Below are 25310 nucleotides of genomic sequence, written 5' to 3'. Positions count from 1 at the left end.
ACGGTGGATCCTAAAACAGGCAAGGTTACCTATACTTCGTTAACTGATCGTTTTTTCTCTGAAAATAGATCGTTCAAAGCTGGAAAAAATGAATTGTGGCCAATTCCACAAGCTGTCATCGATAATAGCAAAGGAACGTTGAAGCAAAATGTAGGGTATTAATTTTCTCCTGCTATATTTTTTACGAAGCAAGCAAGCAAGCAAGCAAGCAAGCAAGCAAGCAAGCAAGCAAGCAAGCAAGCAAGCAAGCAAGCAAGCAAGCAAGAAGGCGGTTAAGTGTTATACTCACTTAACCGCCTTTTTATTGTCATGTTATATTTCTAATTTTTTTTGTGTAATTTTTTATGGAAAAAGAAAAAATGATCATCATATATTAAAATACGTCCTACTTTAGCGTAATACGCAGTAGATAGATCAATTATGAATTATATAAACTGAGATAAATGAGAAGTGTTCTATGCGCACTTGCGGTAACGATTATCTTAATCTTATCGTTTAATAAACTTGTTTATGATGATATGCCCGTAGCCAACGCTACGATAGTATTGACCGAAGTAAATCGTCATAAACAAGACGTCAAAAGTATCTTAATGACCGATAGTAATTTTTCGGATTTAAGTTTTTTTGATGCTATGCTAAAAAACAATAGAATCCTGATGTTGGGCGAAATGATGCACAATGATGGCGAAACTTTTAAAGCGAAAGCCAGGATCATTCGTTATCTCCACGAACAGCTGGATTATGATGTTGTTTTATATGAGGCAGGGCAGTATGATATGTGGATGATGAATGCACAGATGGATACCCTGATGGATAAGTCGCAGGAAAAAACGATCGGTGGTACTGGACTATTCGACTTCTGGTGGCAAAATCAGGAAAATCAGCCCCTCTTAACGTATTATAAAAAAACAAAATCAACAGAGCGTCCAATGATCCTCGGCGGATTTGATATCCAATTTTCAGGCAGGGGCTTATCAAATATACGCGTAAAATTATTGGAAGATTTCCTGCTTAAAAACGGGATAGATTCGACCAAATATCCGTTATTGAAAAAAAATAGCAACAGGCTGGAGTATCTAACTTATGAACCTTTTGCCAGTAAACGGCTCAATGCGAACGAAAAAAAACAGTTCCTGGCAGAACTGGATGAGTTGAACCGTAGGATCCGCAGCGGCGTAAAAGACTCGGAGCATCTGATCTATAGCCGATATCTGTCTGATATGAAGCACAACTTTGACAAATCTTGGCGCTATAAAACTGGGTCGATGCAGAGCATGCATTTTAGAGATTCACTGATGGCGGAAAATCTAACCTATCAGATCGATTCGCTTTACGCCGGCAAAAAGATTATCGTCTGGTGTGCCAATATCCATAGCTTTTCTGCGCCATACAATAAAGATTATCGGCCCCTCGGGACTTATCTAAAGCGTAAATACGGCGCTCAAGCGTATAGTCTGGATTTTACTTCCTATGGAAGATATGATAAAACTGGCCGTGTTGTCGATAGAGTGGGTAAGTTGGCCGTGGAAAATGTATTTCATGCCACTAAATCACCCTATTTCTTTTTGGATCTTCGTCAGTTGCCCAACAATAGCATGTTAAAACAACGTTTTAGTTCAGTCATTAATCAGGGGATTGATGAAGAAAGAAAATGGCACGAGTTTATCGATGGCATTTTCTATATCGATATCAATAAAGATCCAATTTACCGCTAACAGCATGGAAAGTATCTTAACACAACAACTTAGCTTTAAAATAGGCGCAAAAACAATCTTGGATAATATTAGCCTACAAGTCCCAGACAGGAGTATTTATGGATATCTCGGCCGAAATGGGGCGGGAAAATCCACAACAATCAAATTGCTTTTAGGTCTTTTGGAGGATCAGGCAGATACGATTTTTATTCAGGGAAATAGTTTAAAGGCGCATCCCATAGGTGTTTATGCCAATGTTGGAAACTTGATTGAGGCCCCATGCTATTATACTAAATTGACCGTTTTTGAAAATTTAAAGTACTTGGATATCATCCACAAAAAAGGCAACAAACGCATTGATGAAGTATTGGAAATGGTAGATCTTCATCGGGAAAAGAAGAAAAAAGCCAGTGCCCTGTCCATGGGGATGAAACAGCGGCTGGGAATAGCGATGGCGATTTTTCATGATCCGCAATTGCTTATCCTGGACGAACCATTAAATGGTCTCGATCCACAGGGAATTGTCGAAATGCGCAATTTGTTTTGTCATCTCAACGAACAGGGAAAAACGATCTTTCTTTCGAGTCATATTTTGAGTGAGCTTGAAAAAATAGCGACACACATTGGTATCATTGAAGGTGGGAAAATGATTTTCCAGGGAACCAAACAGGAGCTGCTGGGACAGGTTGACCGAGAAGTGTACCTACGTACAGCCAGTCCCGAAGCAACAGCTTCGGTTTTGCGAAATAACGGGTTTTCTGGTGTTAAAACCGATGGAGAAAGCGTTGCCGTCACTATCGGCGATGATCTGCAATTTGGTCTTATGATCAAATCTTTGGTCGAAAAGCAGATTGATATTTATGGATTGGAATCCCGTAGTGCTGATCTTGAACAAATTTTTATAAACCTTATCACTCGTGTCAATGACTAATACATGCTATACCGCTTTCTTGTCGGAAAAGTACAAACTCCTACGCAATAGGGAGATTTTTGGGGTACTGATCGTCCCTATGGTGCTCGTTTTTGCGATTGCCGGTTATATTATTTATGATGTTATAGATTCAGGAGAGGCAGTGGCGGTTCCTAACCCTTGGAAACTTCTGCTTGGCAGATATGTTTTTCAGTTTTTTTACCTGCTCTATCCCATCCTTGTTGCTTTATTCGTCTATGCCTGTTGTGATGTCGAGTATAAGAATAACAATTATAAAATACTCTTTACCCTACCCATCAGTAAATCGAATATTTTCTTTTCCAAAGCCGTCTTTATCCTGTTGACCTTACTGTTTTCAATACTCTTTGCTTACGCTGCATTTCTGATCAGTGGTTATCTGCTCAGCCTGATTTACCCCGTACTGGGGTTTCAGAATTATGATTTTAGGGTCGTAATCTTTTATACGTTTTTGAAACTTTTTATTACGCTCTCGGCTATCGCTATGATTCAGCTTGCCCTGAGCCTATTGTTCAGAAGTTTTATCTACCCAATTGGAGTAGGCATGTTTATGTTGGTCTTTTCCGTGCTTGTCGCACAGAAAAGTTTTTCGGATTTTATCCCTTATACAGGTGCCTATAATGCGGTAATGAATATCTTATCTGAGAATGATTCCTTTGCACGGCTAGACTACAGCAACATGCTGATGCTCGTCATATTTCTATTGATCAGTTTTTACTTATTCAAGCGGAAAGGACAGTTTTAATTTGTAGACACACCTGATCGGCTATTTTTTATCAAGTTCTTTTTTATAAGTACTCGGAGACTGACCATATTTCTTTTTAAAGGCCGAAGCGAAATATGATGCGGAGGAAAAACCGACACTGCTAAATATTTCGTTGATGTTTAGTCCTTCAGCCATAAGGCTTTTGGCTTTCTTTAATCTTCGTTCGATAATGTATTCATTGACGCTGCAGTCAAGTAACTGTTTGACTTTACGGTAGAGCTGCACGCGGGAGAGGTGAAGCTCGTTGGCAATGCCATCGACACTCAATCGCGGGTCTGATAATTTGGATTCGACAATCGCGGAAAAATTGTTCAGAAAACGTCTATCGTTATCATTGACCTGCTCAGCTTGAGCGCTATCAAACTGTTCTACATTGCTGCTGTATTTTTCTTTAAGCTGATGGCGTGACTGTAGGATGTTGGAAATCCGTGTCCGCAGTAATTCGGCATTGAAAGGTTTAGTAATGTAGTCATCGGCCATTAATTTACTTCCTTCGAGCATCGTATCTTCATTGGCGAGTGCACTCAGTAAGATGACAGGAATATGTGCGGTCTGATAAAATGCTTTGATGTCCTTTAGAATATCCAGACCGCTACCATCAGGAAGCATAATATCCGTAATGACTAGATCTGGAAAATGTGTCTTCAACATTCCATTGGCTTGTTGCACATCTTTTGCCAGGAAAAGATTGTAATCCCTTTCTAATAGGGAGCGGAGATAATCTCTGATTTCATCATTATCTTCGACGACCATAATACTTTTTGATTTGTTGGATCGAAAAGAAAGATTGTTGTCTACCATCTTTCGTGTTGCCTCCAATATGTCGTCTTGTTGAAACAACGGTTTTTCTCCCTTGTCGAAATCGGCCAGTTCAGCAGGCTCGTAGTGACTATTTCCAATTGGCATACGTAGGGTGAATATCGATCCATGACCGGGTTTGCTACTCACAGTGATTTGGCCATGATGCAGTTCGATGATCTGTTTGGTGTAGGCGAGGCCGATTCCGGAGCCATTACGGCTACTGGCACCCTGATAAAAAGGATCAAAAATATGCTCAATATCACTTGGAGCAATCCCCAGGCCATTATCCAATACACGTAGATAGAAATAGTCTTTGAAATTGTTTTCTTCCAATATAATTTCAATTCTGCCACTTGCCGCCGTATGTTTGATCGCGTTGGACAATAAATTGGATAAGACCTGTTCCATGAGGTATTCGTCCATCCAAACCTCTTTCAAGCTTGTTTTGTTGACATAACTGACGGAGATCCTGTTTTTCTTAAATAAGGGTTTGAAACTACCTATTACCTGCTGAATAAATGGGTCAATGTAAACGATGGCCGCATGTAGCTTAATCTTCGATTTACTGATCCGATGGATATCAATGAGGTCGCTGACCAAACGTTGTAGTTTTTTTGCATTCCGTTTGATGCGCGACAACTGTTCTCTGACCTCTTCGGTAAGATCTTTTCGTAATTCAAGGTCCTCGATAGGCGCGATGATAAGGGTTAGCGGGGTTTTAAATTCATGCGAGATATTGGTGAAGAAATTATTTTTGATTTCTGCCGCTTGCTGAATTTGACTGTTCATCTCGACGATCTGTTTTTGTTGCGCAAGAATCTCGCTATTCTGGACTTCCAGATGTTTGTTCTTTTCCCAGTTGCTCCTGATCACGATAATAGAAATTCCCCCAAAGACAACAGCTAGCACCAAGCTAACGACCAATACATTAAGAACGGACTTTTGGCTTTGGTAAATCTTATTCTGTTCCGTAATAAACTCCTGCCTTTTGTCAATATCGAGCTGCTGTTGTTTTATTTTATCCGACTGCAGGGCAAGCAACTCCGCGTTGGTTTTATCGATGACAGAGGTTGCGAGTATATTCTCGCGGCGATAGTTTTGGTGGTTGATGATAGCCAAAGCCGTTCGAATGGCTTCTGCCCCGCCGGTGGGGTAGAGTATGGAAGCAAACATTTTGCCCTGTATGATCTGTTCAAGGCCATTTCCGGGACCAGAAAGAGCATCAACACCAATGATCTTAATGTCCTTTTTGATCTGGGCTTCGTCCAATGCTTTTTTTACCCCCATGGCCATCTGATCATTGAATGTAAAGATAATATCACTCTGGCTCATGACGTTTATATGCTTACGCATTTCCAGATAGGCTTTATTTTTCTCCCAGCCGCCGTGAATGAGGCCGCTCACCTGAATCGCTGTGGCATCTCCAATTTGCTGGATAAAGCCTTTTTCACGCTCTATTGAAGCCGAGGTGCCCGATAGCCCTGTGACTAATCCGACCGAACCCTTTCCTTGTAAAATCGTGCGGCTATATTGACCGGCCAGTTTCCCGATGGCGAGATTGTCGGCGCCCACATAAGCATTATATTGGCCGGAGGAGGTCTTACGGTCTGTTACGATGACAGGTATATTGCGTTGGAATACAGAATCTACAATTGGCGTGAGTGGCTCGGCCTCATTTGGGGATACAATCAGAAGATCGATATCCTGTTTGACTAATTCGCGAATTTGATTGATCTGTACATTATTGTCGCCATGTGCGTCGCGATAAAGAAAGTCAATATCGGGATTGAAGGAAAGTTCCCTTTTCATTTCCTCGAGCATCGTTTGTCGCCAGGCATCGTTTCCGATACACTGCGAAAATGCGATGACCTGCTTTTTCTTCCGGACCATTGGTTGACATCCACAAAAAAGAAGCAAGGTCAATATGCCACTAAAAATGAAATATTTTCCCATGATTTTTTCCCCTTAAATATCCGAATATACATTATTTAGATTTTTTGGGGTAACATTGGTCGTGTTAGTGTATATTTTACACTAAAATAGGAACCTTCAAAAATGTATCATTTTCTAAATTTTCTGTTTAAAAAGTGAAAGTTTTGAAAAGCAAAGTAAATGTAAGTGTTAGATTTTTAGTGTTTTAATGTTTTTGAAAAAATGTTACATAAATAAATGTTTTTGCGAAGTCCAAATTTAAGTTAAGATGAAGCACGTGTTAAATTTGGATTAATCAATTATAGATCATCACATGAACAAAAACACGGTATTAGCTTGGTCCTTTGTAGTGGCTTTAGGCGGATTTTTATTTGGATTTGATACAGCGGTTATTTCGGGAGCAGAAAAGGCGGTTCAGGAGCACTGGCATTTAAGTGAGTTTCAGCATGGACTGACAATGGCCATCGCCTTGATAGGGACAGTTGTCGGCGCAGCATTAGGTGCACTGCCTTCCGATAAATTAGGCCGTAAAAATACCTTATTTGCTGTTGCAGCCCTTTACTTTATTTCAGCGATTGGTAGTGCACTGGCGAATGACTGGACGATATTTATTTTATTCCGCTTTTTGGGTGGCATAGGAGTTGGCGTCTCTTCGGTAACGGCACCAATCTATATATCAGAAATCTCCCCGGCAGCATCGCGAGGTAAGTTGGTAGGGCTTTTTCAATTCAACGTTGTATTAGGTATTTTGATAGCCTATTTGTCCAACTATTTTATCGGTCAGGTTGGCGAAGAGTCCTGGCGCTGGATGCTGGGGGTGCAGTGCTTTCCGTCGTTGTTATTCTTCTGTTTGATCTTCCTCATCCCGGAAAGTCCGAGATGGTTGCTGCTGCACCGAGGGAATTTGGCCGAGGCAACGCGGATTATGAAAAAAATTAATTCGGATGGTTACGAGCTGGAGATTTCAAAAATTCAGGAGTCCAAAAACAATTCCGCAGGAGAAGGCAAACTCTTCGTTCGCGAAAATGCCAAACCTATTTTATTGGCCTTTTGTTTTGCGCTGTTCAATCAAGTTTCAGGTATCAACGCGATTATATATTATGCGCCCCGCGTATTTGAAATGGCTGGTTTAGGCTCACAGAGTTCATTGCTTTCGACAGTTGGTATAGGGGTTGTCAATTTTATTTTTACGTTGCTGGCGATCAATTTCATCGATAAGGTGGGCAGAAGAAAATTAATGTTGGTGGGCTCGATCGGGCTGATTGTTTCATTGGCACTCGTTTCACATGCTTTTTATACCAACCAAACGACGGGTTTTGCGATCACAATCTATCTGATGAGTTTCATTGCCTTTTTCGCATTCTCGCAAGGTGCGGTGATTTGGGTATTTATTTCGGAAATTTTTCCGAACGACGTACGTGCCAAAGGGCAGACATTTGGTAGCTTGACACATTGGGTGATGGCGGCGATTATCACCTTTTGTTTCCCAGCCTTGACAGAAATGCTCGGTGGCGGGGGTACCTTCTTGATCTTTGCCCTATTTATGGTGCTGCAGCTTGTTTATGTGCTTAAGTTTATGCCGGAGACAAAAGGGAAATCATTGGAAGATCTTGGGCATACCATCAATCTACATTAGTCTTTAGCTGGACTACACCAATAGGTGTCGAAGTAGCCATGACGCGACTGGCGCCTATCGAAAGTTATTTAATCAAAGACAATGTGATAACATGTTGTGTGTATCTATTGTCAACATTGAATTTAAAGGGAAATATAATAATCAATTTGTTACTTGGTTTTTGGCGCTCGGCCGAAGCTTCGTATAAAAAGGAGAAAATATGAAAAACGGAGATAAATCAATACAGGGTATTTGTTTTGGCGAGGTTCTTTGGGACAATCTTCCTACAGGTAAAAAATTAGGCGGTGCGCCTTTGAATGTGGCTTATCACCTCAATAAATTGGGGGTTACGACGCGTATGCTAACGCGCATAGGGCGTGACGATAATGGTTACGAGTTGCGTAACGTATGTGAAGATCTGGGTATCCCGACCGATTTCTTCCAGTACGATGACCTGTTACCAACTTCAACAGTAGAGGTTTCGATCGATGCAAAACGCGACGTGCATTACGATATCGTTTATCCTGTAGCTTGGGATAGAATAGCGGTGGACAATGTTGTTCTTGAGGCAGTTGCAGCGGTGGATTTTTTGGTGTATGGTAGTCTAGCCTGTCGGGATGAAGTAAGTTTTCAAAGCTTGCTATTACTGCTGGAAAAAGCCCGCTTCCGGGTGATGGATGTCAACCTGCGTACACCTTATTTTGGTCCGGAAAAAATACATAAACTGTTGGGATACGCTGATTTTGTGAAAATGAATGCCGAGGAACTGCATGTTATTTCCGACTGGAATGGCGCAACGGATGCCTATACCGATCAGCAGCGTGTGGACTTGATCATGGAGCGTTTTGCAATTCAGGAGGCAATTGTAACCTATGGTGCAGATGGTGCGGTATATCATTATAAAAAAGACAATATCAGTTATCATTTTCCAGCCTTGAAAGTTCAGGTAGAAGATACCATCGGAAGTGGTGATTCTTTTTTGGCGGCTTTCCTGACCAAAAGGTTTCAGATGCAGGAAGGTGTTCAGCTGGAGGAAGTACTGGAATTTGCGGCCACCTTAAGTGGATTTGTGACACAGAGCCGGGGGGCTTGTCCTGAATATAACGATGAGGTCATCAATCGATTCCAATGGTTGCATCCGATCTTCAATGGAGCTCAGAAGCAACAGTAGGTAAACTGCTTCTTTACGAAGCAGTTTACCCGCTATCATAATCAAATAATCAATCTAAATCATTAACCATTTACTTATAACCAATTATGTTTACAAGACAGAAAGCAATGCTGCTCCCGTCTTTGGCACTTTTTTCTGTTGTCGCATTTGCGCAACAGACTGAAATCCGGGGAAGAATTACGGATAGTGGGACAGCAGCACCTATAGTAGGGGCATCTTTAGTGGTGAAGGGAACCACAATAGCCACCAAGACAAATGAAAAGGGAGAATTTGTCCTTCAGACTTCGGGCAATCAGGGTACATTGGAAATAAGCTATGTCGGCTATGCCTCCCAGACGATTGCTGTGGCAGGAAGAAAGTTCCTCGATATTCAGCTTGCGCCTACCGAAAAGGGGCTCGATGAAGTGGTCGTTACGGGATATCAAACAGAACGGAAGAAGGATTTGACGGGTGCTGTGAGTGTTGTTAATGTTGCTGAGATGATGAAGGCTCCGGAAAATAACCCGATGAAAGCGCTGCAAGGACGGGTAGCTGGTATGACAGTAACTTCGGATGGTAGTCCGAGTGGAGCGGCAACAGTGCGTATGCGCGGAATCAGTTCCATCAACAGTAGTCAGGATCCCTTGTATGTCATTGATGGAACCCCCACACAGGGAGGAATGCATGAACTCAATTCGAATGATATCGAAAGTATTCAGGTTTTAAAGGACGCTTCTTCGGCGAGTATCTATGGCTCGCGCGCAGCGAATGGTGTTATTGTCATCACGACAAAAAAAGGAAAGATGGGTGCCCCTAAACTTACAGTAGACGCCTATGCCACCAGTACGCATTTTAATAATCGCATGAAAGTGCTGGATGCCCAACAATATGGTCGTGCATTGTGGCAGGCCACCATCAATAATGGCGGAAACCCCAACGGAAATAATATTGGTTATCAGTTTGAATGGAATAACGACGCAAATGGCGTACCTCAGCTCAATACTGTTTTTGTTTCCAAGTATATCGACCGTGAACATACCATGTACGCTTCCGATACCGATTGGTTTAAGGAAGTTTCAAAACCGGGATTGCAACAATCTTACAATGCGACATTAAGCTCCGGGACAGAAAAATCCAGTTCCTTTTTCTCCTTAGGTTATTTGCACAACAATGGGACACTCCGTTACACGGATTTTCAGCGGATATCTGCCCGGATGAATGCCGATTATAAATTGTTTGATGGACGCTTGGTGGTGGGCGAGAATTTTACGGTAAACAATACCGGTGAAGTGCAGGTACCGGGCGATGTGCTTGACCTTTCGTTAAAAGCATTGCCCATTATTCCTGTCCATACAGTAGATGGAATAGGATGGGGTGGACCAGCATTGGGAATGAACGACCGCCATAATCCCATGCGTGTACTTTATGATAACCGGAACAATAAATATAATTATTGGCGGTTGTTTGGAAATGCCTATGCGGATCTACAGCTTATAAAAGGTCTGCATGTCCGCACCAGTTACGGTTTGGACTATAGTAATTTTTACAAACGTAATTTGGAAGTATCCTATCGTTCGGGATTTATGAATAGCAGCCGGAGTGGGGTTAATATGGAACAGTCCCATGGAATGAAGTGGACTTGGTCCAATACGGCGACATATCGGAAACAGATTGATAAACATACCTTAGATGTGCTTGCCGGTATGGAAATGAACCGTCAGAATGATATCAATTTTAATGCCTATACTGCCGGAGATGGCGCCTTTGCCATAGAGACACCTGAGTATATGTGGCCAGGTGTGAGTACGGGCACAGCGGCAGTAGGCGGTGGCTCTACGGGATTCTCGCTGTTATCCTATTTTGGAAAGGCCAATTATTCCTATGATGACCGCTATCTGGCTTCCTTCACCGTGCGGCACGATGGTTCTTCCCGCTTTGGTAAAAATAACCGCTTTGCAACTTTCCCGGCGTTAACAGCGGGGTGGCGGATTTCGTCCGAGCGTTTTATGGCAAGTACGAAAAACTATATTTCGGACCTCAAGCTGCGTGTTGGATGGGGGCAGACAGGTAACCAAGGTATAGGTAATCTGGCTACCTATGCGCTGTTCGTTCCCGAATATGGTGTTGCTGATCCGACATGGAACATCGTGGATGGCACAGCATACGATCTCTCAGGCGCAGGAACGGGAAAATTACCGTCGGGATATCGCAAAATCCAAACAGAAAACAATGACCTGAAATGGGAAACCACAACGCAGACGAATATAGGCTTAGACTTTTCATTGTTTAATCAAAGTCTCTATGGTTCGATTGACTGGTATGTCAAAGCAACCAAAGATATGTTGATCAATCCAGCCTATATCGGTGTGGTTGGAGAGGGCGGTTACCGTTGGGCGAATGGTGCCTCCATGGAAAATAAAGGTTTGGACCTATCGGCTGGATATCGTAATAAAACATCGTTTGGACTGGATTATGATGTGATGGCTGTGTTCTCTACCTATAAAAACAAGGTGACACATTTGCCCGAAGCGGTAGAAAACTCCTATGGAGGTCGTCAGGGAGATAATATTATCGGCCGGCCGCTGGGATCATTCTATGGCTATGTCACCGACGGTATTTTTCAGAATCAGGACGAAGTGGATGCGCACGTCAATCAGACCGGTAAGGGGATAGGGCGTTTACGTTACGTCAACGTCTATGATGCGGACAAACAGATTACGGATATGGACCGTACCTGGATCGGTAGTCCACATCCTGATTTTTCCTATAGTCTCAATATTGTGCTGAAATATAAAGGGTTTGACCTGTCGGCATACTTTCAGGGGGTACAGGGGATAGATGTCGAAAACTGGCTGAAAAAACAAACAGACTTCTGGAGTGTGGATGACGTCAATTCCAACAAAGGCCTGCGGTTGCTGAATGCATGGACCCCACAAAATCCAACGTCGACGATTCCGGCCTTACAAACGACAAACAACAATGACGAGGGCCGCCTGTCAAATTACTTTATCGAGAATGGATCTTATATGAAACTCCGGAATCTGTCTCTGGGCTATACCTTGCCAACAGCAACAGCCTCACGCCTGCGTATGAGCCGGCTAAGGATCTATGTCACCGGTCAGAACCTATTTACCGTTAAGTCAAAGAATTTTACAGGTGTAGATCCTGAAAATGTAGGTTGGGGGTATCCAATTCCAACGACCTGGACAGCTGGGGTAAATATTGGATTTTAAAAAGGGGAGAAATAAGGCTATACACTTATAAATAATTTATACGGATGAAAAAAATAACCACTAAAATAGCGATACTTATGGTTCTTGCTGGACTACTTCCAGGATGTACCAAATTTTTGGATCAAACACCCAATGGTGTGCTGAGCTCCGATCAGGTTAAGGAGCCAGAACGATTATTGACAGCGACCTATGCCGCTTTGGGCAATGATCATTATGATGTCCCTTTTAGCTTATGGCCCTATGGTACGGTTCGGTCGGACGATGCATATAAAGGCGGATCGGGACCACAGGATATCCAGACCTTTCATTTTCTTGAGGTCTCAAATAACATTACAACCAATTTCGCGGAGTTGGATAAATTGTGGTTTCAATTGTACGTTGCAATTTCGCGTGCCAATACAACAATCAAGACCATACAGGAAATGGACAATTTCGACGGGAAGGAAGAAAAACTGGGTGAAGCACGCTTTCTTCGGGGGCATTTTTACTTTATGCTCAAGATCCTTTTCAAATATGTGCCTTATATCGATGAAAATGTACCAGTAGACAGCTATGAAACCGTATCGAATAGAGCTCTAAGCAACGATGCATTATGGCAAAAGATTGTAGCGGATTTTCAGTATGCGGTAGATCATCTTCCTGCTGTGCAAACGGAGGTCGGTCGGGCCAATCGTATCGCCGCTGCGGCTTATCTCGCCAAAGCCTACCTGTATAAGGGATACCGTCAAGACAATGCCGAACGTAATATGGTGACGGGTATCGATGCGGGAGATTTGGAAAAGGTTGTACAAAATACGGATATTGTGCTTTCATCGAACCATATGCTGGAAACCGACTTTGCATTTAACTTCTTGCCGGGCAAGTATGAAAATGGGACAGAAGCGCTCTTTTCAGTTCAGTTTTCAAAAGATGACGGGACAAAATTTGGGCGTGTTAACTTTTCTGATGTACTATCTGTACCTATGGGGCTGGGCTGTTGTGATTTCAATAAACCGAGTCAAAGCCTTGTCAATGCGTTTCGCACAACGGGTAAAGGTCTACCTCTGGATAATTATAATGCGTTGAATAGCTTTAATACCTCCGAGAAGTACGACCCGAGGTTATTCCATACAGTTGCAATTCCGGGCTTACCGTACAAGTATAGTAGCAAAAGAACATACGAAGAAAGCTGGAATCGTAATCCGACGGAGTATGCTGTTTACGCCTCGTTAAAAGAAAATGTTGATCCCGACTGTGATTGTTTTGTCCCCATGGTACCCTTCTATGCGAATACAAAGAATCGAATTGTATTGCGCTTTGCCGATGTGCTGTTGATGCGGGCAGAGGCGCTTATCGAGCTGCATCGTTCGATTGAAGCACTGCCATTGATCAATCAAGTGCGTACGCGCGCAAAAAATAGCACCTCACTTACGGGCTATGCAAATGATAAAACGCTGATCGAAACCTACAAAAATGGTGATAATATTGTATGGACCGAAGAAAATGCCCGGAAGGCGTTACGTTGGGAAAGACGTTTGGAGCTTGCAATGGAAAATGGAAGATTCTTTGATCTGGTACGTTGGGGAATTGCAGACCAGGCCATGAATGCCTATTATGATGTAGAAAAGTCACGTCGATCTTATTATTCCTCGGCACATTTTACAGCAGATAGGAATGAATATCTACCGATTCCCGAAGCACAGATCAGATTAAGTAAGTATCTGTACAAACAAAATCCAGGCTATTAAACAGGCATTTATTGTTGAACGATTAGTATAACCAATTATTCCAATGAACACATTAAACAATTATATAAAAGTAGGGATTACCATCCTGCTTATCGGGCTTCTCGCTGCCTGCAAGCGTGATGCGGATAGTACACTCAATTTGAGTGCAGATGTAGATATACTTTCTTTCAAGGTCGGCAATACCATTGGGAAAGTAGATCAGGCAAAAGGTACCATTCTTGTCATGGTTCCTGAAGGTACAGATCTTTCGGCGGTGGCTCCGACAATTGAATTGCCCAGCAATGCAAAAGTTGCTCCAGCTTCAGGCATCGCCCAGAATTTTTCATTTTCTGGCACAACACCGATTACTTACCGCGTTTTTAATGGTAATCTATTTAATACCTACCAGGTAACCGTCAAAGAAATCAAAGCAGAAATAACGGCATTCCGCATCGGAGAAAAATCAGGGATCATTGATCAGAAAAATAAAAGCATTAAAATTTACCTACCCCTGGGGACAGACCTAAAGAATCTATCACCTGCGATAGAATTTACAGCCGGAGCAAGCATAACGCCCAATCAGAGTGGGCCCGTAGATTTAAGTTCCCCCATAAAATACAGCCTTGCGTATATGGGGCAGACTTTCCAATACACGGTAACTGCCCTATTGGGTACAGAACCCAAACAAATCTTTATGATTTATAATGGCGAAACCAGCGTTCCACATTTCGACGGGTTAGGGGTGAGTACGGTAGATTCACCTTATCCCAATCCGAAAACCACTGGAATTAATGCAACACCCTTCTGTGCGTCTTTTGTACGGGACAATAAAACTGGTGAAGGCTGGCACGGTGGAGCGCTCTGGAATGCAAATAAAGTGACGATCAATCCGGCAGAATACGGGCGTTTCTCGATGATGGTATTGAAAGATGTAGCTGGTGATGTGCAATTGGAAATTCAATCGGATGGCGAACAGAATAAAGATTGGTTGCGTGCCAATTATTCGAAAGATCATGTCGGTGAGTGGCAAGAATTGGTTTTTCAGATTCCTGCCGGAAGAAAGGCTATCATTAACAATATACTGGTAATGCCACATGAGCATCCTAATGGACAGCCCGTGGCATTTCCTACCCAACGGATGTACTGGGACGAATTGAAGGCATTACCTAAAGAGTAATCGAATACAAACAAAACAAGTTATTATAAAAAGCAAAAATGATAGCTAATCCAGGGATTAATAGAAAGATTTAAATCATGAGACCAAAGATATATTTGCTTCCGACAGTATTCTTGCTAAGCTTGTTGACAAGTTGCAAGAATGGGGACGAGAGTTCGATAGGGCTGGATAGGCCCATGGAAATACTGCCTGTGGATAGTTCTACGGCTTGTATTTCGGGGCAGGAGGCGGGCCCCTATCAAAGGTTCTACAGACCCCAGCAGGGGTTTGTGGGCGATCCCATGCCTTACTACAATGCCAACGATAACAAGTTCTACTTGTTTTATCTGTATGAAAATGCCAACAGGCATCCGATTTATAGTACGCGGACAAGTGACTATGGAACATTTGAGGGCTATACCGAAGTCTTGTCGTCGGGTGCTGTGGGGAGTCAGGATGAATGGATCGGAACAGGAAGTTTTATTAAAAAAGGAACATTGTATTACTGTTTCTATACGGGGCATAACAATGTTTTTACGCCTGCGGAAAAGATTATGTTGGCTACGTCAACTGATTTAATGAATTGGACCAAGCAACCAGCAATGGCGCTGCAGGCTGCAGCGGGCTATGATCAAAATAATTTTCGTGATCCACAGGTTTATTGGGATGAAGGCCGCAATGCCTACGTCATGTTAGTCACGACACGAAAAGACGGAAAAGGAACGCTGGCACGTTATCAGTCGACAGATTTAAGCAGTTGGTCTATGATTGAACCGCTCGTTGCGACCACAGGGACAGTGGAGAAATATGGAATCGAAACAGATGCAGAACTATTGGAATGCCCGGACCTATTTAAAATGGGCAATAAATGGTATCTCTTGTTTTCGCGGATCAACCGGGATGAACATCGCAAGACATTTTATCGTGTTGCGGATTCCCCGGATGGCCCCTGGACGATCTGTCGGGATAGCGAAGGACATCATGAAACCTTCGACGGACGCTATCTCTATGCGGGCAAAACGGCTAGCGACGGTACGACACGTTATCTTTCGGGATGGTGTTCAACCGGGCAAACAGTAAATAATAACAACGAACTGCCCTGGGCTGGAAATTTAATTTCACACCAGTTGGTTCAGGGAGCTTCAGGACGTTTATATCCTAAAATTCCGGAAGCCCTAAACAGTAAATTCAATAAGGAAGTCGCCTTTGAAAAACTGAGCAATGTTGGTCAAGTTTCCGAATCGAATAAAACCTATAGTTTGACAGCGCAATCGGGCGGAAGAAGTTATGCACAATTTAACCGGAACACTTCATCCGTGAAAGTGACAATGACCATTGATGCTTCCCAATCCAGCAAATTTGGTTTTTCATTTGGCGCATGTGATGATCCGACCGAAGTGTATAGCATTGCTTTTGATCTGACTTCATCCAATCGTTGGAATATGCCGGCACTGTTTATGAACAAGGAGGCACGCGATGGCGGCGGAAGCAAAACAGAACTCAATTTTACGCCACTTACAGTACCGACCAACCGGATTTTTAACGTGAAAATTATTATTGAAAAATCGATTGGTATCGTATATGTGAATGACCGTGTTGCTTTTACCAACCGGATCTATAAAATGGATCAAAACCCTTGGACTATTTTTGCGGATCAAGGAACAGTAAAAGTGAATGGGTTGAAAATAGAAAAATCTTCCTAACAATTGAGACGATATTTGCCTATTGAAGCGAACAAGAACCTAATTAAAAATGTAAACAAAAGAAAAATGATAAAATTAAAGAAATACGGTGTTTTAATGCTCCTGCTAGGTGTTTTTGGTACAAGTCTGGCACAGACGGGACAGCATAAACAAGGAGATCCCGAAGAGAAGTATCGCCCACTTTACCATTTTACACCACAGCAGGGTTGGATGAACGATCCCAATGGACTGGTTTATCTGGACGGTAATTATCATCTTTTTTTTCAGCATAATCCCGAAAAACCCGTTTGGGGGCCTATGCATTGGGGCCATGCGATCAGTAAAGATTTAATCCATTGGGACGAGCAGAAGATCGCATTGTACCCCGATAGTTTGGGGACTATTTTCTCCGGTAGTGCTGTAATCGATAAAGATAACACGGCAGGTTTTGGAAAAGGTGCTATGGTCGCCATTTTTACCCATCACAATCATCAGGAAGAGGATCGAAAAACAGGATTGCATCAAAATCAAAGTTTGGCTTATAGTTTGGACAAGGGCCTTACCTGGACAAAGTATAAAGGCAATCCGGTATTGCCAAACCCTGGTATATGGGATTTCAGAGATCCAAAGGTGATGTGGCATGTGCATAGCCAGCGTTGGATTATGACCTTGGCTACAAAAGATTGTATTACTTTCTATTCTTCCAAAGATTTGAAAATATGGCAGAAGGAAAGTGAGTTTGGCAAAGAGGTGGGGGCCCATGGTGGTGTCTGGGAATGCCCTGATCTTATCCCCATGGATTACAAAGGAGCTACAAAATGGGTTTTGCTGGTGAGCATCAATCCAGGTGGACCCAACGGTGGCTCGGTGACACAATATTTTGTGGGTGACTTTGATGGGCATCAGTTCCGAACAACGGATACTAAAATAAAGTGGTTGGATTGGGGACCCGATAACTATGCCGGCGTAACCTGGAGTAACCTAGGGGATAGGCACCTGATGATTGGCTGGATGAGCAACTGGCAATATGCCAATGTGGTTCCTACCACAAAATGGCGTTCTTCCTCAACCATACCTCGTGTTTTAACTTTAGGAAAAGTTGGACAGTCATTCTACGTTGCGAGTACTGTGCCCAAAGAAATTGAAACCGCATTTCGTCCGCTAAAAAAATACCATGGCGGTGGAACGAAGGAAGTTTCGTTCGAGCAACATCTCCCACAAGCGTACCGTTTGGACCTTAAAGATTTGAAACGGCAGGCTTTTAAAGTCATCTTATCGAATGAATATGGCGACGAATTGGTTATTGGTTATCGTGAAGATCAAAATGCCTATTATATCGATCGTTCTAAGTCCGGTGAAGTGTCTTTTAATGGAGAATTTCCAAAGACGGCTTTGGCACAACGGTTGCTAAATAAGGGAGCACTTTCTTTCAGTTTGTATGTTGATGTGAGCTCTGTGGAACTTTTTGCAGACGAGGGACTAACGGTAATGACCAGTTTATTTTTTCCGAACAAGCCGATAACCAAGCTGCGTATCGTGGGAGATAAAAAGTTGGAGTTTCAGGAAATCGGTATTTCTGCATTTAAGAGATAAGAGCTGGATTTTTGCCATTAAAGCGATCCTTGATAAGACAAGGATCGCTTTATACTTCGCTACTTGGTCTTATTTTCGAGGTGCAAGTGTGCTGGCATTAGTGTGGGGAAAGTCCACGCAAAATGATTTTTTTTGTAAACTATTGGACGGTACATTGAAAGATAAGGATCAAATTTCGATGTATGATAAATATCCTTCATGGCCTCAAAGAGATTGGAGGGCCAAACTCCTGCTGTCCGGTCCAGGATGTCAACGTCCGGATTTTTAAACCAAGGCCATTCAGTTGGATGTTGATTGTAATAATATAAATAGTCAAGGGCCTGCGTGACCGATTTTCCGTCCTTCGTGGCGGTAAATAGGTTTTCTCCGGTGGCATTGTGTATGCACCACATGGAGGCTGTCAATGGTGCTAATGAAAAGTAGGTGTACCATAAACCTTTCTCACCCCGTTTTACTTCCTCAATAAGATGACCGTCAGCTGCGATCTTTTCAAAGAGATCAGCCTTGATTAAGGCTATTGTAAAAGAAAGCTCTTTTTGGTCATCAAGAAAGTTTGCCGAAAGTAGATTCGCAAACCTCGCCCAATCCGCAATATTATTGGATTTTTCGCGTAAGAAATGTGTCGCTTTTTGAAAGACATCGATGGTCCAGACCTTAAAATGATCATGATCTTTCTTCGCCCAAAGGGGATCGTTTTTAAGTAATTCGGCAGCAATCATCAATCCGGCTCCCGCATAAGAAAGCACAACTGGTCCGTCAAACTGACTGTATTTTTTATTGATTGTGGCCCAGGAGTTAATGAAATATAAGGCCTTGGATGCATATTTTTGCTCCCCGTTTAAGGTATAGACCAAGGCCGTACAATAGGCAGCAAAAGCATCCGCATGGAGCTTTTTTGCCATAGCACGTTGGCCTTCTTTATCGCTGTAAAAGCCGGGTACACTAAAATCTTCAACAGCATCATGGTCAGTCAATAAAAGAGAATCGGCCAGCCTAATCAACTGCGTGTATGCAGTATATACAGGTTCGGATTTTTTGTTGATTTGTGATTTTACATAATTGACCTGGGTAATTGGGTGCATTAAGGATTGTGCATGACTATGTGAAGGCCAAATAAATAGGCCGACTATAGACAAGGTCAATCCTATTTTTAAAAATTGAGTGGTTTGGGCCTGTAAGCCAAAAAATAGATATATGAAATTTTGCATGGTTCTAAATGGATACGTTTATCGATTGGTTTGATCGCTATGGGGGGATTAGCTACTGCAAATTAAGAAAAAAATAACATAAGTTTACTGGTGTTCAGAAATTTCATTTGAATTATTGCAGCGAAGTAATTAACTTCATGGCTAGAATAATCAATTATGGACATCAATCAAAATCTGCCTGAGAAGGAACTCTTGTGCCAACTCCATCATGGAGATATGCAGGCTTTTGATATCTTGTACCATCGTTATAGCCAGATTATCTATGCCAATATCCTTAAGTTTCTGAAAAATGAAACTAGTGCCGAAGATTTACTTCAGGATGTTTTTCTGCGTATCTGGGAAAATAGGTCAAAAATAGATCCTGAACAATCTTTTGCAGCATTTCTTTTTACCTGTTCGCGTAACATCACATTTAATTTCAAACGACGCCTGAAATTGGAGATGGAATCTGAAGTCCAGCTCGCCTATGGCGCATTGGAATCTGAAAATACCATTGATAAGGTGCTCGATTCCAAGGAGGCCATGGTCCTGGTAGAAGACTTGTTGAGCAGATTGCCCAAACAACGCCAAAAAATATTTAGGTTATCTAAGCTTGAAGGTAAAAGCTATAAGGAGATTGCCGAAGAAATGGATATTTCTATTGCTACTGTTCGTGACCATATTGTTAAAGCAAATAAATTTATCCGACATGGTGCATTGCAGGACAATGGCTTCTCGGCCCTACTAATGATTCTGCTTCTACATGCTGCAAATTAATTTTCTACATGCTGCAAATTATTTTTTTTTCCGGAGCAGACCTTTATGCTACGAAGTGTGTATTTACTATTAAAAATACAGCTCAGTGGAGACCAATAAATCTAAAATAGACCAATTACTTCAAAAATATAAAGAAGGGAACTGTTCGCTTGAGGAGATCGAATGGCTACAGCATGCGCTTTCTGCTACCGACATCGGGGATCAGGATGCCATCGATCAGGCTATAGTCGCTAGTTTGCTTCAGCCTTCTGCTGCAGGGAAAATGAGTGAATCCAGGCAAAAAATAGTGCTCGGAAATATCAAAAAGCAAATTCAGCAAGGCACAGAGGAGCGCGATAAACCTAAGTTTTCAATCGTTTGGCCCTATTGGGCTGCGGCGGCTTGCCTGTTGCTCTTTATTTTTACAATGCTATTATGGCAGCAACAGACCAGTCCTGTTCAGGCAGACATTAACCTCGTGAGGATGCAAGACACAACGGGTGTTGTTGTAAAGCCTGGTGGAAACAGTGCTACCCTTCGTTTAGCGAACGGCACACTTTTAGAACTCGATAAACAGGCATCGGGAATTGTGATGGGAGAAAGTATTACCTACGAAAATGGAAAGTCTATCGCTGCTGCGGCATTAGATAAACAGGGGATGGCGGCAGATCCAAGTAAGGTTGTATTGGAGTTAGCCACTCCGCTAGGGGGGATATACCAGGTTACTTTACCCGATGGCACAAAAGTATGGCTCAATGCGGGCTCTTCGCTAAAATATCCGATGAGCTTTGCAAAAAATGAACGAAGAGTTAGTTTGGAAGGCGAGGCCTTTTTTGAAGTGACGAAAGATAGCGCACGACCTTTCAAAGTGCTGAGTAAAGGACAGGAAATTGAGGTGCTCGGGACTGCCTTTAACGTCAATGCTTATCCCGATAATACAGCGATTAAAACGACTTTAGTCAATGGGAAGGTTAAATTATCGAACGATAAACGATATTCAGAAGCGATATACCTGCTGCCAGGCCAGCAATCGACCAATACCAATAACGGAAAAATACAGCTCGCAAATGTGGATACAGCACCCTTTACCGCTTGGAAAGAAGGTTTGTTTTATTTTGACGAAACACCGCTTTCGGATGCACTGCAGCAGATTGGTCGCTGGTATAATGTCGAAGTGAAGTATAAAGGCGAGGTACCGCAAACACATTTCTATGGTCGTATAAAACGAAGCAAGCCGCTCCGCGACGTACTTGACGTATTGGAAGAAGGTGGGTTGCGTTTTGAGCTGAGCAAAAGCGATGAAAAGAATATCCTATATGTTAGACCGTTGTAATTAAAACCCTAAATAAAGATGAAAAAAGAAATGATCATGGATTCCACTTAATCCGGAAAAGGGTATAAGCAAAACAAAAAGGGCAGTGCTGGGGGGCACTGCCTTGAATTGGATGCATATACTTACAAGTGTTGCCCAAAGGCAAATTTTTGATAACCATTTATAAATAACATACAAACCGTACAAACATATGATTTTTTATCCATTTGTTAGGCTACACCCGTGGAGTTTAACTTTACGAAGTATACTGATTATGAAATTGATCGTACTCATTTCTTTACTGACCGCGATGCAGCTGTTTGCAGAGGGAAATGCGCAGACCATAAACTTAACCGCAAAGCATGTTACCTTAAATCAGGTGATGCGCGATATCCAAAAACAGAGTGGTGTTAATTTTTTCTTAACCGGCAAGTCATTGGCTCAGGCACGTTTGTCAGTCAATATACAGCATGCCAAATTGGAAGATGCATTAAATGCTATCGTAGCACCTTTGGATCTGGAGTGGATCAAAAAAGATGAGGTGATCGTGATAAAACCCAAGAGAAATCTGCCAAATACCGAACGCAAAGAAGTCCAGCAGCGGAGCATTGCTGGTAAAGTCGTTAATGGCAAAGGACAAGCCCTGGTAGGAACCACCATTACAGTGAAGGGAGCTAATATTTCTACGGTCACGGACCAGGATGGCAGGTTTACAATTCAGTTACCGGCGGCAAATGGCACTTTGGTATTTTCAAACATAGGCTATCAACGTTTGGAAAAAAGTGTCACTGGAAATGATGAATTAACCATTGTACTTCAGGAGGAGGTAAGTGGTCTGGATGAGGTGGTCGTCGTAGGGTATGGAAGCCAGAAACGCGCAAATGTAATTGGTGCCGTATCAACCGTGAACGGCAGTTCGGTAGAGAATAGGTCAACCTCCACACTTAGCTCTTCATTGGCTGGACTCGCGGCGGGCGTTAACGTACAGGCCGCAACCGGAAAACCAGGTGCAGACGGTGCTAGTATACTGATTCGTGGAAAAGGAACTTTAAACAATACGTCTCCCTTGGTTGTGATCGATGGTATTGTCGGATCTATGGATGCCGTTAATCCCAATGATGTGGAGTCAATTTCGATTTTAAAAGATGCGGCAACAGCAGCGATCTATGGATCCTTGGGGTCGAATGGCGTTATCTTAATTACGACAAAAAAGGGAGCCAAGGGAAAAAATAATGTGTCTTATACGGGCATGGTTTCGCTGTTGCGCCCCAATAATGTACCCGAATTTATTACCGATTACGCACAACATATGCGCCTTGTTAATGAAGGCTTCAAAAATTTAGGGCAAGCGGCTGTTTATACCGATGCAACAATCAACCTCTGGGAAGAAGCGAAGAAAAATCCAACAGGGTTAACAGAATTTGGTATTCCCAATGAAGTCGCTTATCCAAATACCAATTGGGGCGATGTGCTTTTTGGACAACGCAAACTTTTACAAAATCACAATCTTTCGCTAAATGGTGGCAGTGAGCATACGCAATACCTCTTTTCAGTGGGCTATTTCAACAATCCGGGGACGATGCCCGAAACTGGAGCAGACAAGATACGTCTGCGTATTAACTTACAGTCTAAAGTTGCCAAGTTTTTAACTGTGGGTACCCAGACCTTTGGCGATATGCAGAATTTGAGTGTCGCCGATGTGGTCACAGCATATTCTTACCTGACCCAAACCGTGCCAGGAGTTTATCCTTTCTACAACGGGGTCTATGGTTTCCCGGCTGCGGCCGAAGAATCGGCTACTGCAAACAATGCCCTGGCTTTTCTAAATGGGATGGGTGGAAAGAACCAGGTCAATCGATTCAATACCACAATATTTGCGAAGTTAAATCTCATGAAAGGCTTGGAGTTTGAATCCAGGGTAAATTATAACCATGCCTATACCGAAACGAATTCGCATCAGGTGCCTTATGAGAAATGGAATTTTGCAACCAACAAATTAAGTACTGCGGCGCTGTCTGCGGGACAAATAACCACCCAGTATGGGTTAACCAAGAGCTACAATGTGATCGTTGATAATGTATTGCGTTATTCAGGATCTTTTGGTAAACACGATGTGGGCGGCATCTTGGGGTATAATGAACAGTATTTTAACCAATATAATATCGGAGCGGCCAAACTTGGGCTTGTGCATCCAGACCTGACAACATTTAATTCGGCGACGACAATGAGTTCCATTACCGGTGATGAGCTTGACTACGGTTTGCGGTCCTTTTTTGGTCGTGCAAATTATGCTTACGCTAATAAATACCTTGCGGAAGCGGTGGTACGGTACGATGGGTCATCTCGATTTGGAACCGCCAAACGCTGGGGGCTCTTTCCGGCATTCTCTGCGGGATGGCGTATTTCGGAAGAATCTTTTATGAGTCCACTCAAAGCTTTTGTGAATGACTTGCGAATAAGGGCCTCGTGGGGGAAAACCGGAAATAATGCCTCTCCGGGTAATTACGATCATCTTCCCTCGTATGGTACGGTAAACTATTCATTCAATAATCAGGCTGTTCGTGGTTTGGCACAGACTAAACTAGGAAACGATCTTTTACACTGGGAAACGACCACAACAACAAATGTAGGTTTTACAGCCACGGCATTGAAAAATAAATTAACGGTCGAATTTGATGCCTACCGTGCTTATACCGATGGAATCTTATATGTTCCGACCATTCCGGCGACAACTGGAACAGCTACTGCGGCAACGATGAATATTGCCGAAGTTAGCAAGCGGGGGATTGAATTGACACTGGGATACCAAGATAAAATCAACGGTTTTAACTATGGAATATCGGCCAACTTCGCCTATAATACCAATCGGGTAGAAAAATATAAAGGAGCATTGTCGGAGGGCTATGTAACGGATGCGGCAGGTAATCGTGTTTACCAGTCCAATATCGGTATGGTTTCTAACGGTGTCAACCAGCGTATTTTAGAAGGGCACGAAATCAATGAATTTTACTTGTACAATGTATACCGAGGTTCGGGGAACCATTTTTTAGCGGATGGTTCTGTCGATAAAAATGGAGGGCCGCGCGACGGTATGATCCGGACGGAACAGGATATGGAATGGTTGAAGGCTATGGTCGCCGCAGGCTATTCATTTCAGCCTGCCGATGGAATAGACCCTACCAAGATATGGTATGGTGACTTGATCTATTCGGATATGAACGATGATGGTATCTACGGGAATGTCTATGACCAAAAGTTTATGGGCAAAAGAGAAACTCCTGCATTCAATTATGGCCTCAGTATCAACATGGCCTATAAAGGATTTGATGCATCCATGATTTGGTCGGCTTCTTCGGGTATGTCGTATTACTGGAATGAACTCTATCTCAATTCATCCATCGTTGCGCAGGGAAAATCGGTACCGGCATTGGTCGCAAATGACCATTACTATTATAATGCCGCAAATCCTTCCGATCCCAACAACCGGATAGCTGGTTATTATCCACGCTTAAAAGGAGTGACAGATGCACAGAATGGACGTACCAGTGATTATTATTTGTATAACGCTTCTTTTGTGAAACTACGTAACCTACAATTGGGTTATTCGCTTCCAGAAAGTTTGGCAAACCGTCTATCAATTGCAAAACTACGGATCTATTTAGCGGGTGAAAACTTGCTGACATTTACGAAATATCCTGGTTTAGATCCTGAGATAGGTTCGACAACAAATTACCCTTCAATGCGGCAATATTCACTGGGTTTGAATCTTACTTTTTAA

At 42.7% G+C, this 25310-nt stretch carries 15 protein-coding genes; 13 read left to right on the top strand and 2 right to left on the bottom strand.

Annotated elements, in window-relative coordinates; translation table 11 throughout:
- Window positions 1-443 precede the first annotated feature (443 nt).
- Genes IQ31_RS07980 through IQ31_RS07970 form a run of 3 tightly spaced genes read left to right on the top strand, consistent with a single transcriptional unit; the run spans window position 444 to window position 3388 of the window.
- Window positions 444-1715 carry an erythromycin esterase family protein gene (locus IQ31_RS07980; RefSeq protein ID WP_145327675.1) on the top strand — a complete coding sequence of 424 codons (1272 nt, stop codon included), beginning with the start codon at window positions 444-446 and terminating at the stop codon, window positions 1713-1715.
- Window positions 1716-1719: 4 nt separating this feature from the next.
- The gene (locus tag IQ31_RS07975) at window positions 1720-2625 is read left to right on the top strand and encodes an ABC transporter ATP-binding protein (protein WP_158638827.1); all 906 of its coding nucleotides are present in this window, start codon (window positions 1720-1722) and stop codon (window positions 2623-2625) included.
- Complete coding sequence (locus IQ31_RS07970; protein ID WP_145327673.1) at window positions 2618-3388, top strand: ABC transporter permease; 771 nt, start codon at window positions 2618-2620, stop codon at window positions 3386-3388. Before IQ31_RS07975 ends, IQ31_RS07970 begins: the two co-directional genes overlap by 8 nt.
- Window positions 3389-3409: 21 nt before the next feature.
- Here the strand turns inward: IQ31_RS07970 and IQ31_RS07965 are convergent, their stop codons facing one another.
- Window positions 3410-6163, bottom strand: coding sequence for a hybrid sensor histidine kinase/response regulator transcription factor (locus tag IQ31_RS07965; RefSeq protein WP_145327672.1), 2754 nt, complete (start codon window positions 6161-6163; stop codon window positions 3410-3412).
- Between the two features lie 292 nt (window positions 6164-6455).
- On the opposite strand from IQ31_RS07965, the gene IQ31_RS07960 reads away from it, so the two are divergent.
- The 7 genes from IQ31_RS07960 (at window position 6456) to IQ31_RS07930 (ending at window position 18277) form a co-directional block, all read left to right on the top strand.
- Window positions 6456-7778, top strand: a complete 1323-nt coding sequence (locus IQ31_RS07960; protein ID WP_075991614.1) for a sugar porter family MFS transporter — start codon at window positions 6456-6458, stop codon at window positions 7776-7778.
- A gap of 199 nt (window positions 7779-7977) precedes the next feature.
- Window positions 7978-8928: a carbohydrate kinase family protein gene (locus tag IQ31_RS07955; protein ID WP_088160623.1), complete on the top strand. Its 951-nt coding sequence runs from the start codon at window positions 7978-7980 to the stop codon at window positions 8926-8928.
- Window positions 8929-9014: 86 nt separating this feature from the next.
- The gene (locus IQ31_RS07950; protein ID WP_145327671.1) at window positions 9015-12140 is read left to right on the top strand and encodes a SusC/RagA family TonB-linked outer membrane protein; all 3126 of its coding nucleotides are present in this window, start codon (window positions 9015-9017) and stop codon (window positions 12138-12140) included.
- A gap of 44 nt (window positions 12141-12184) precedes the next feature.
- The gene (locus tag IQ31_RS07945; protein WP_145327670.1) at window positions 12185-13867 is read left to right on the top strand and encodes a RagB/SusD family nutrient uptake outer membrane protein; all 1683 of its coding nucleotides are present in this window, start codon (window positions 12185-12187) and stop codon (window positions 13865-13867) included.
- A gap of 43 nt (window positions 13868-13910) precedes the next feature.
- Window positions 13911-15023: a hypothetical protein gene (locus IQ31_RS07940; protein WP_145327669.1), complete on the top strand. Its 1113-nt coding sequence runs from the start codon at window positions 13911-13913 to the stop codon at window positions 15021-15023.
- Between the two features lie 77 nt (window positions 15024-15100).
- Window positions 15101-16705, top strand: coding sequence for a glycoside hydrolase family 32 protein (locus IQ31_RS07935; RefSeq protein ID WP_145327668.1), 1605 nt, complete (start codon window positions 15101-15103; stop codon window positions 16703-16705).
- A gap of 66 nt (window positions 16706-16771) precedes the next feature.
- Window positions 16772-18277: a glycoside hydrolase family 32 protein gene (locus tag IQ31_RS07930; protein WP_208734162.1), complete on the top strand. Its 1506-nt coding sequence runs from the start codon at window positions 16772-16774 to the stop codon at window positions 18275-18277.
- A gap of 59 nt (window positions 18278-18336) precedes the next feature.
- Here IQ31_RS07930 and IQ31_RS07925 read toward each other — a convergent pair whose 3' ends face one another.
- Window positions 18337-19485 (bottom strand): alginate lyase family protein, encoded by a 1149-nt coding sequence (locus IQ31_RS07925; RefSeq protein WP_145327667.1) that lies wholly within the window; start codon window positions 19483-19485, stop codon window positions 18337-18339.
- Window positions 19486-19641: 156 nt separating this feature from the next.
- Between IQ31_RS07925 and IQ31_RS07920 the strand changes: the two genes are divergently transcribed.
- From IQ31_RS07920 to IQ31_RS07910, 3 genes are all read left to right on the top strand, one after another.
- The gene (locus IQ31_RS07920) at window positions 19642-20241 is read left to right on the top strand and encodes an RNA polymerase sigma-70 factor (RefSeq protein ID WP_075991620.1); all 600 of its coding nucleotides are present in this window, start codon (window positions 19642-19644) and stop codon (window positions 20239-20241) included.
- 85 nt (window positions 20242-20326) lie between these two features.
- Window positions 20327-21553 carry a FecR family protein gene (locus IQ31_RS07915; RefSeq protein ID WP_145327666.1) on the top strand — a complete coding sequence of 409 codons (1227 nt, stop codon included), beginning with the start codon at window positions 20327-20329 and terminating at the stop codon, window positions 21551-21553.
- Window positions 21554-21806: 253 nt separating this feature from the next.
- Entirely contained in the window at window positions 21807-25310 is a 3504-nt protein-coding gene (locus IQ31_RS07910; RefSeq protein ID WP_158638825.1) for a SusC/RagA family TonB-linked outer membrane protein, read from the top strand.

This window comes from Sphingobacterium siyangense (genome assembly GCF_007830445.1).
Lineage (GTDB): Bacteria > Bacteroidota > Bacteroidia > Sphingobacteriales > Sphingobacteriaceae > Sphingobacterium > Sphingobacterium siyangense.
Note: the sequence above shows the minus strand (reverse complement) of the source record. Positions and strands in the feature narration are given on the sequence as shown.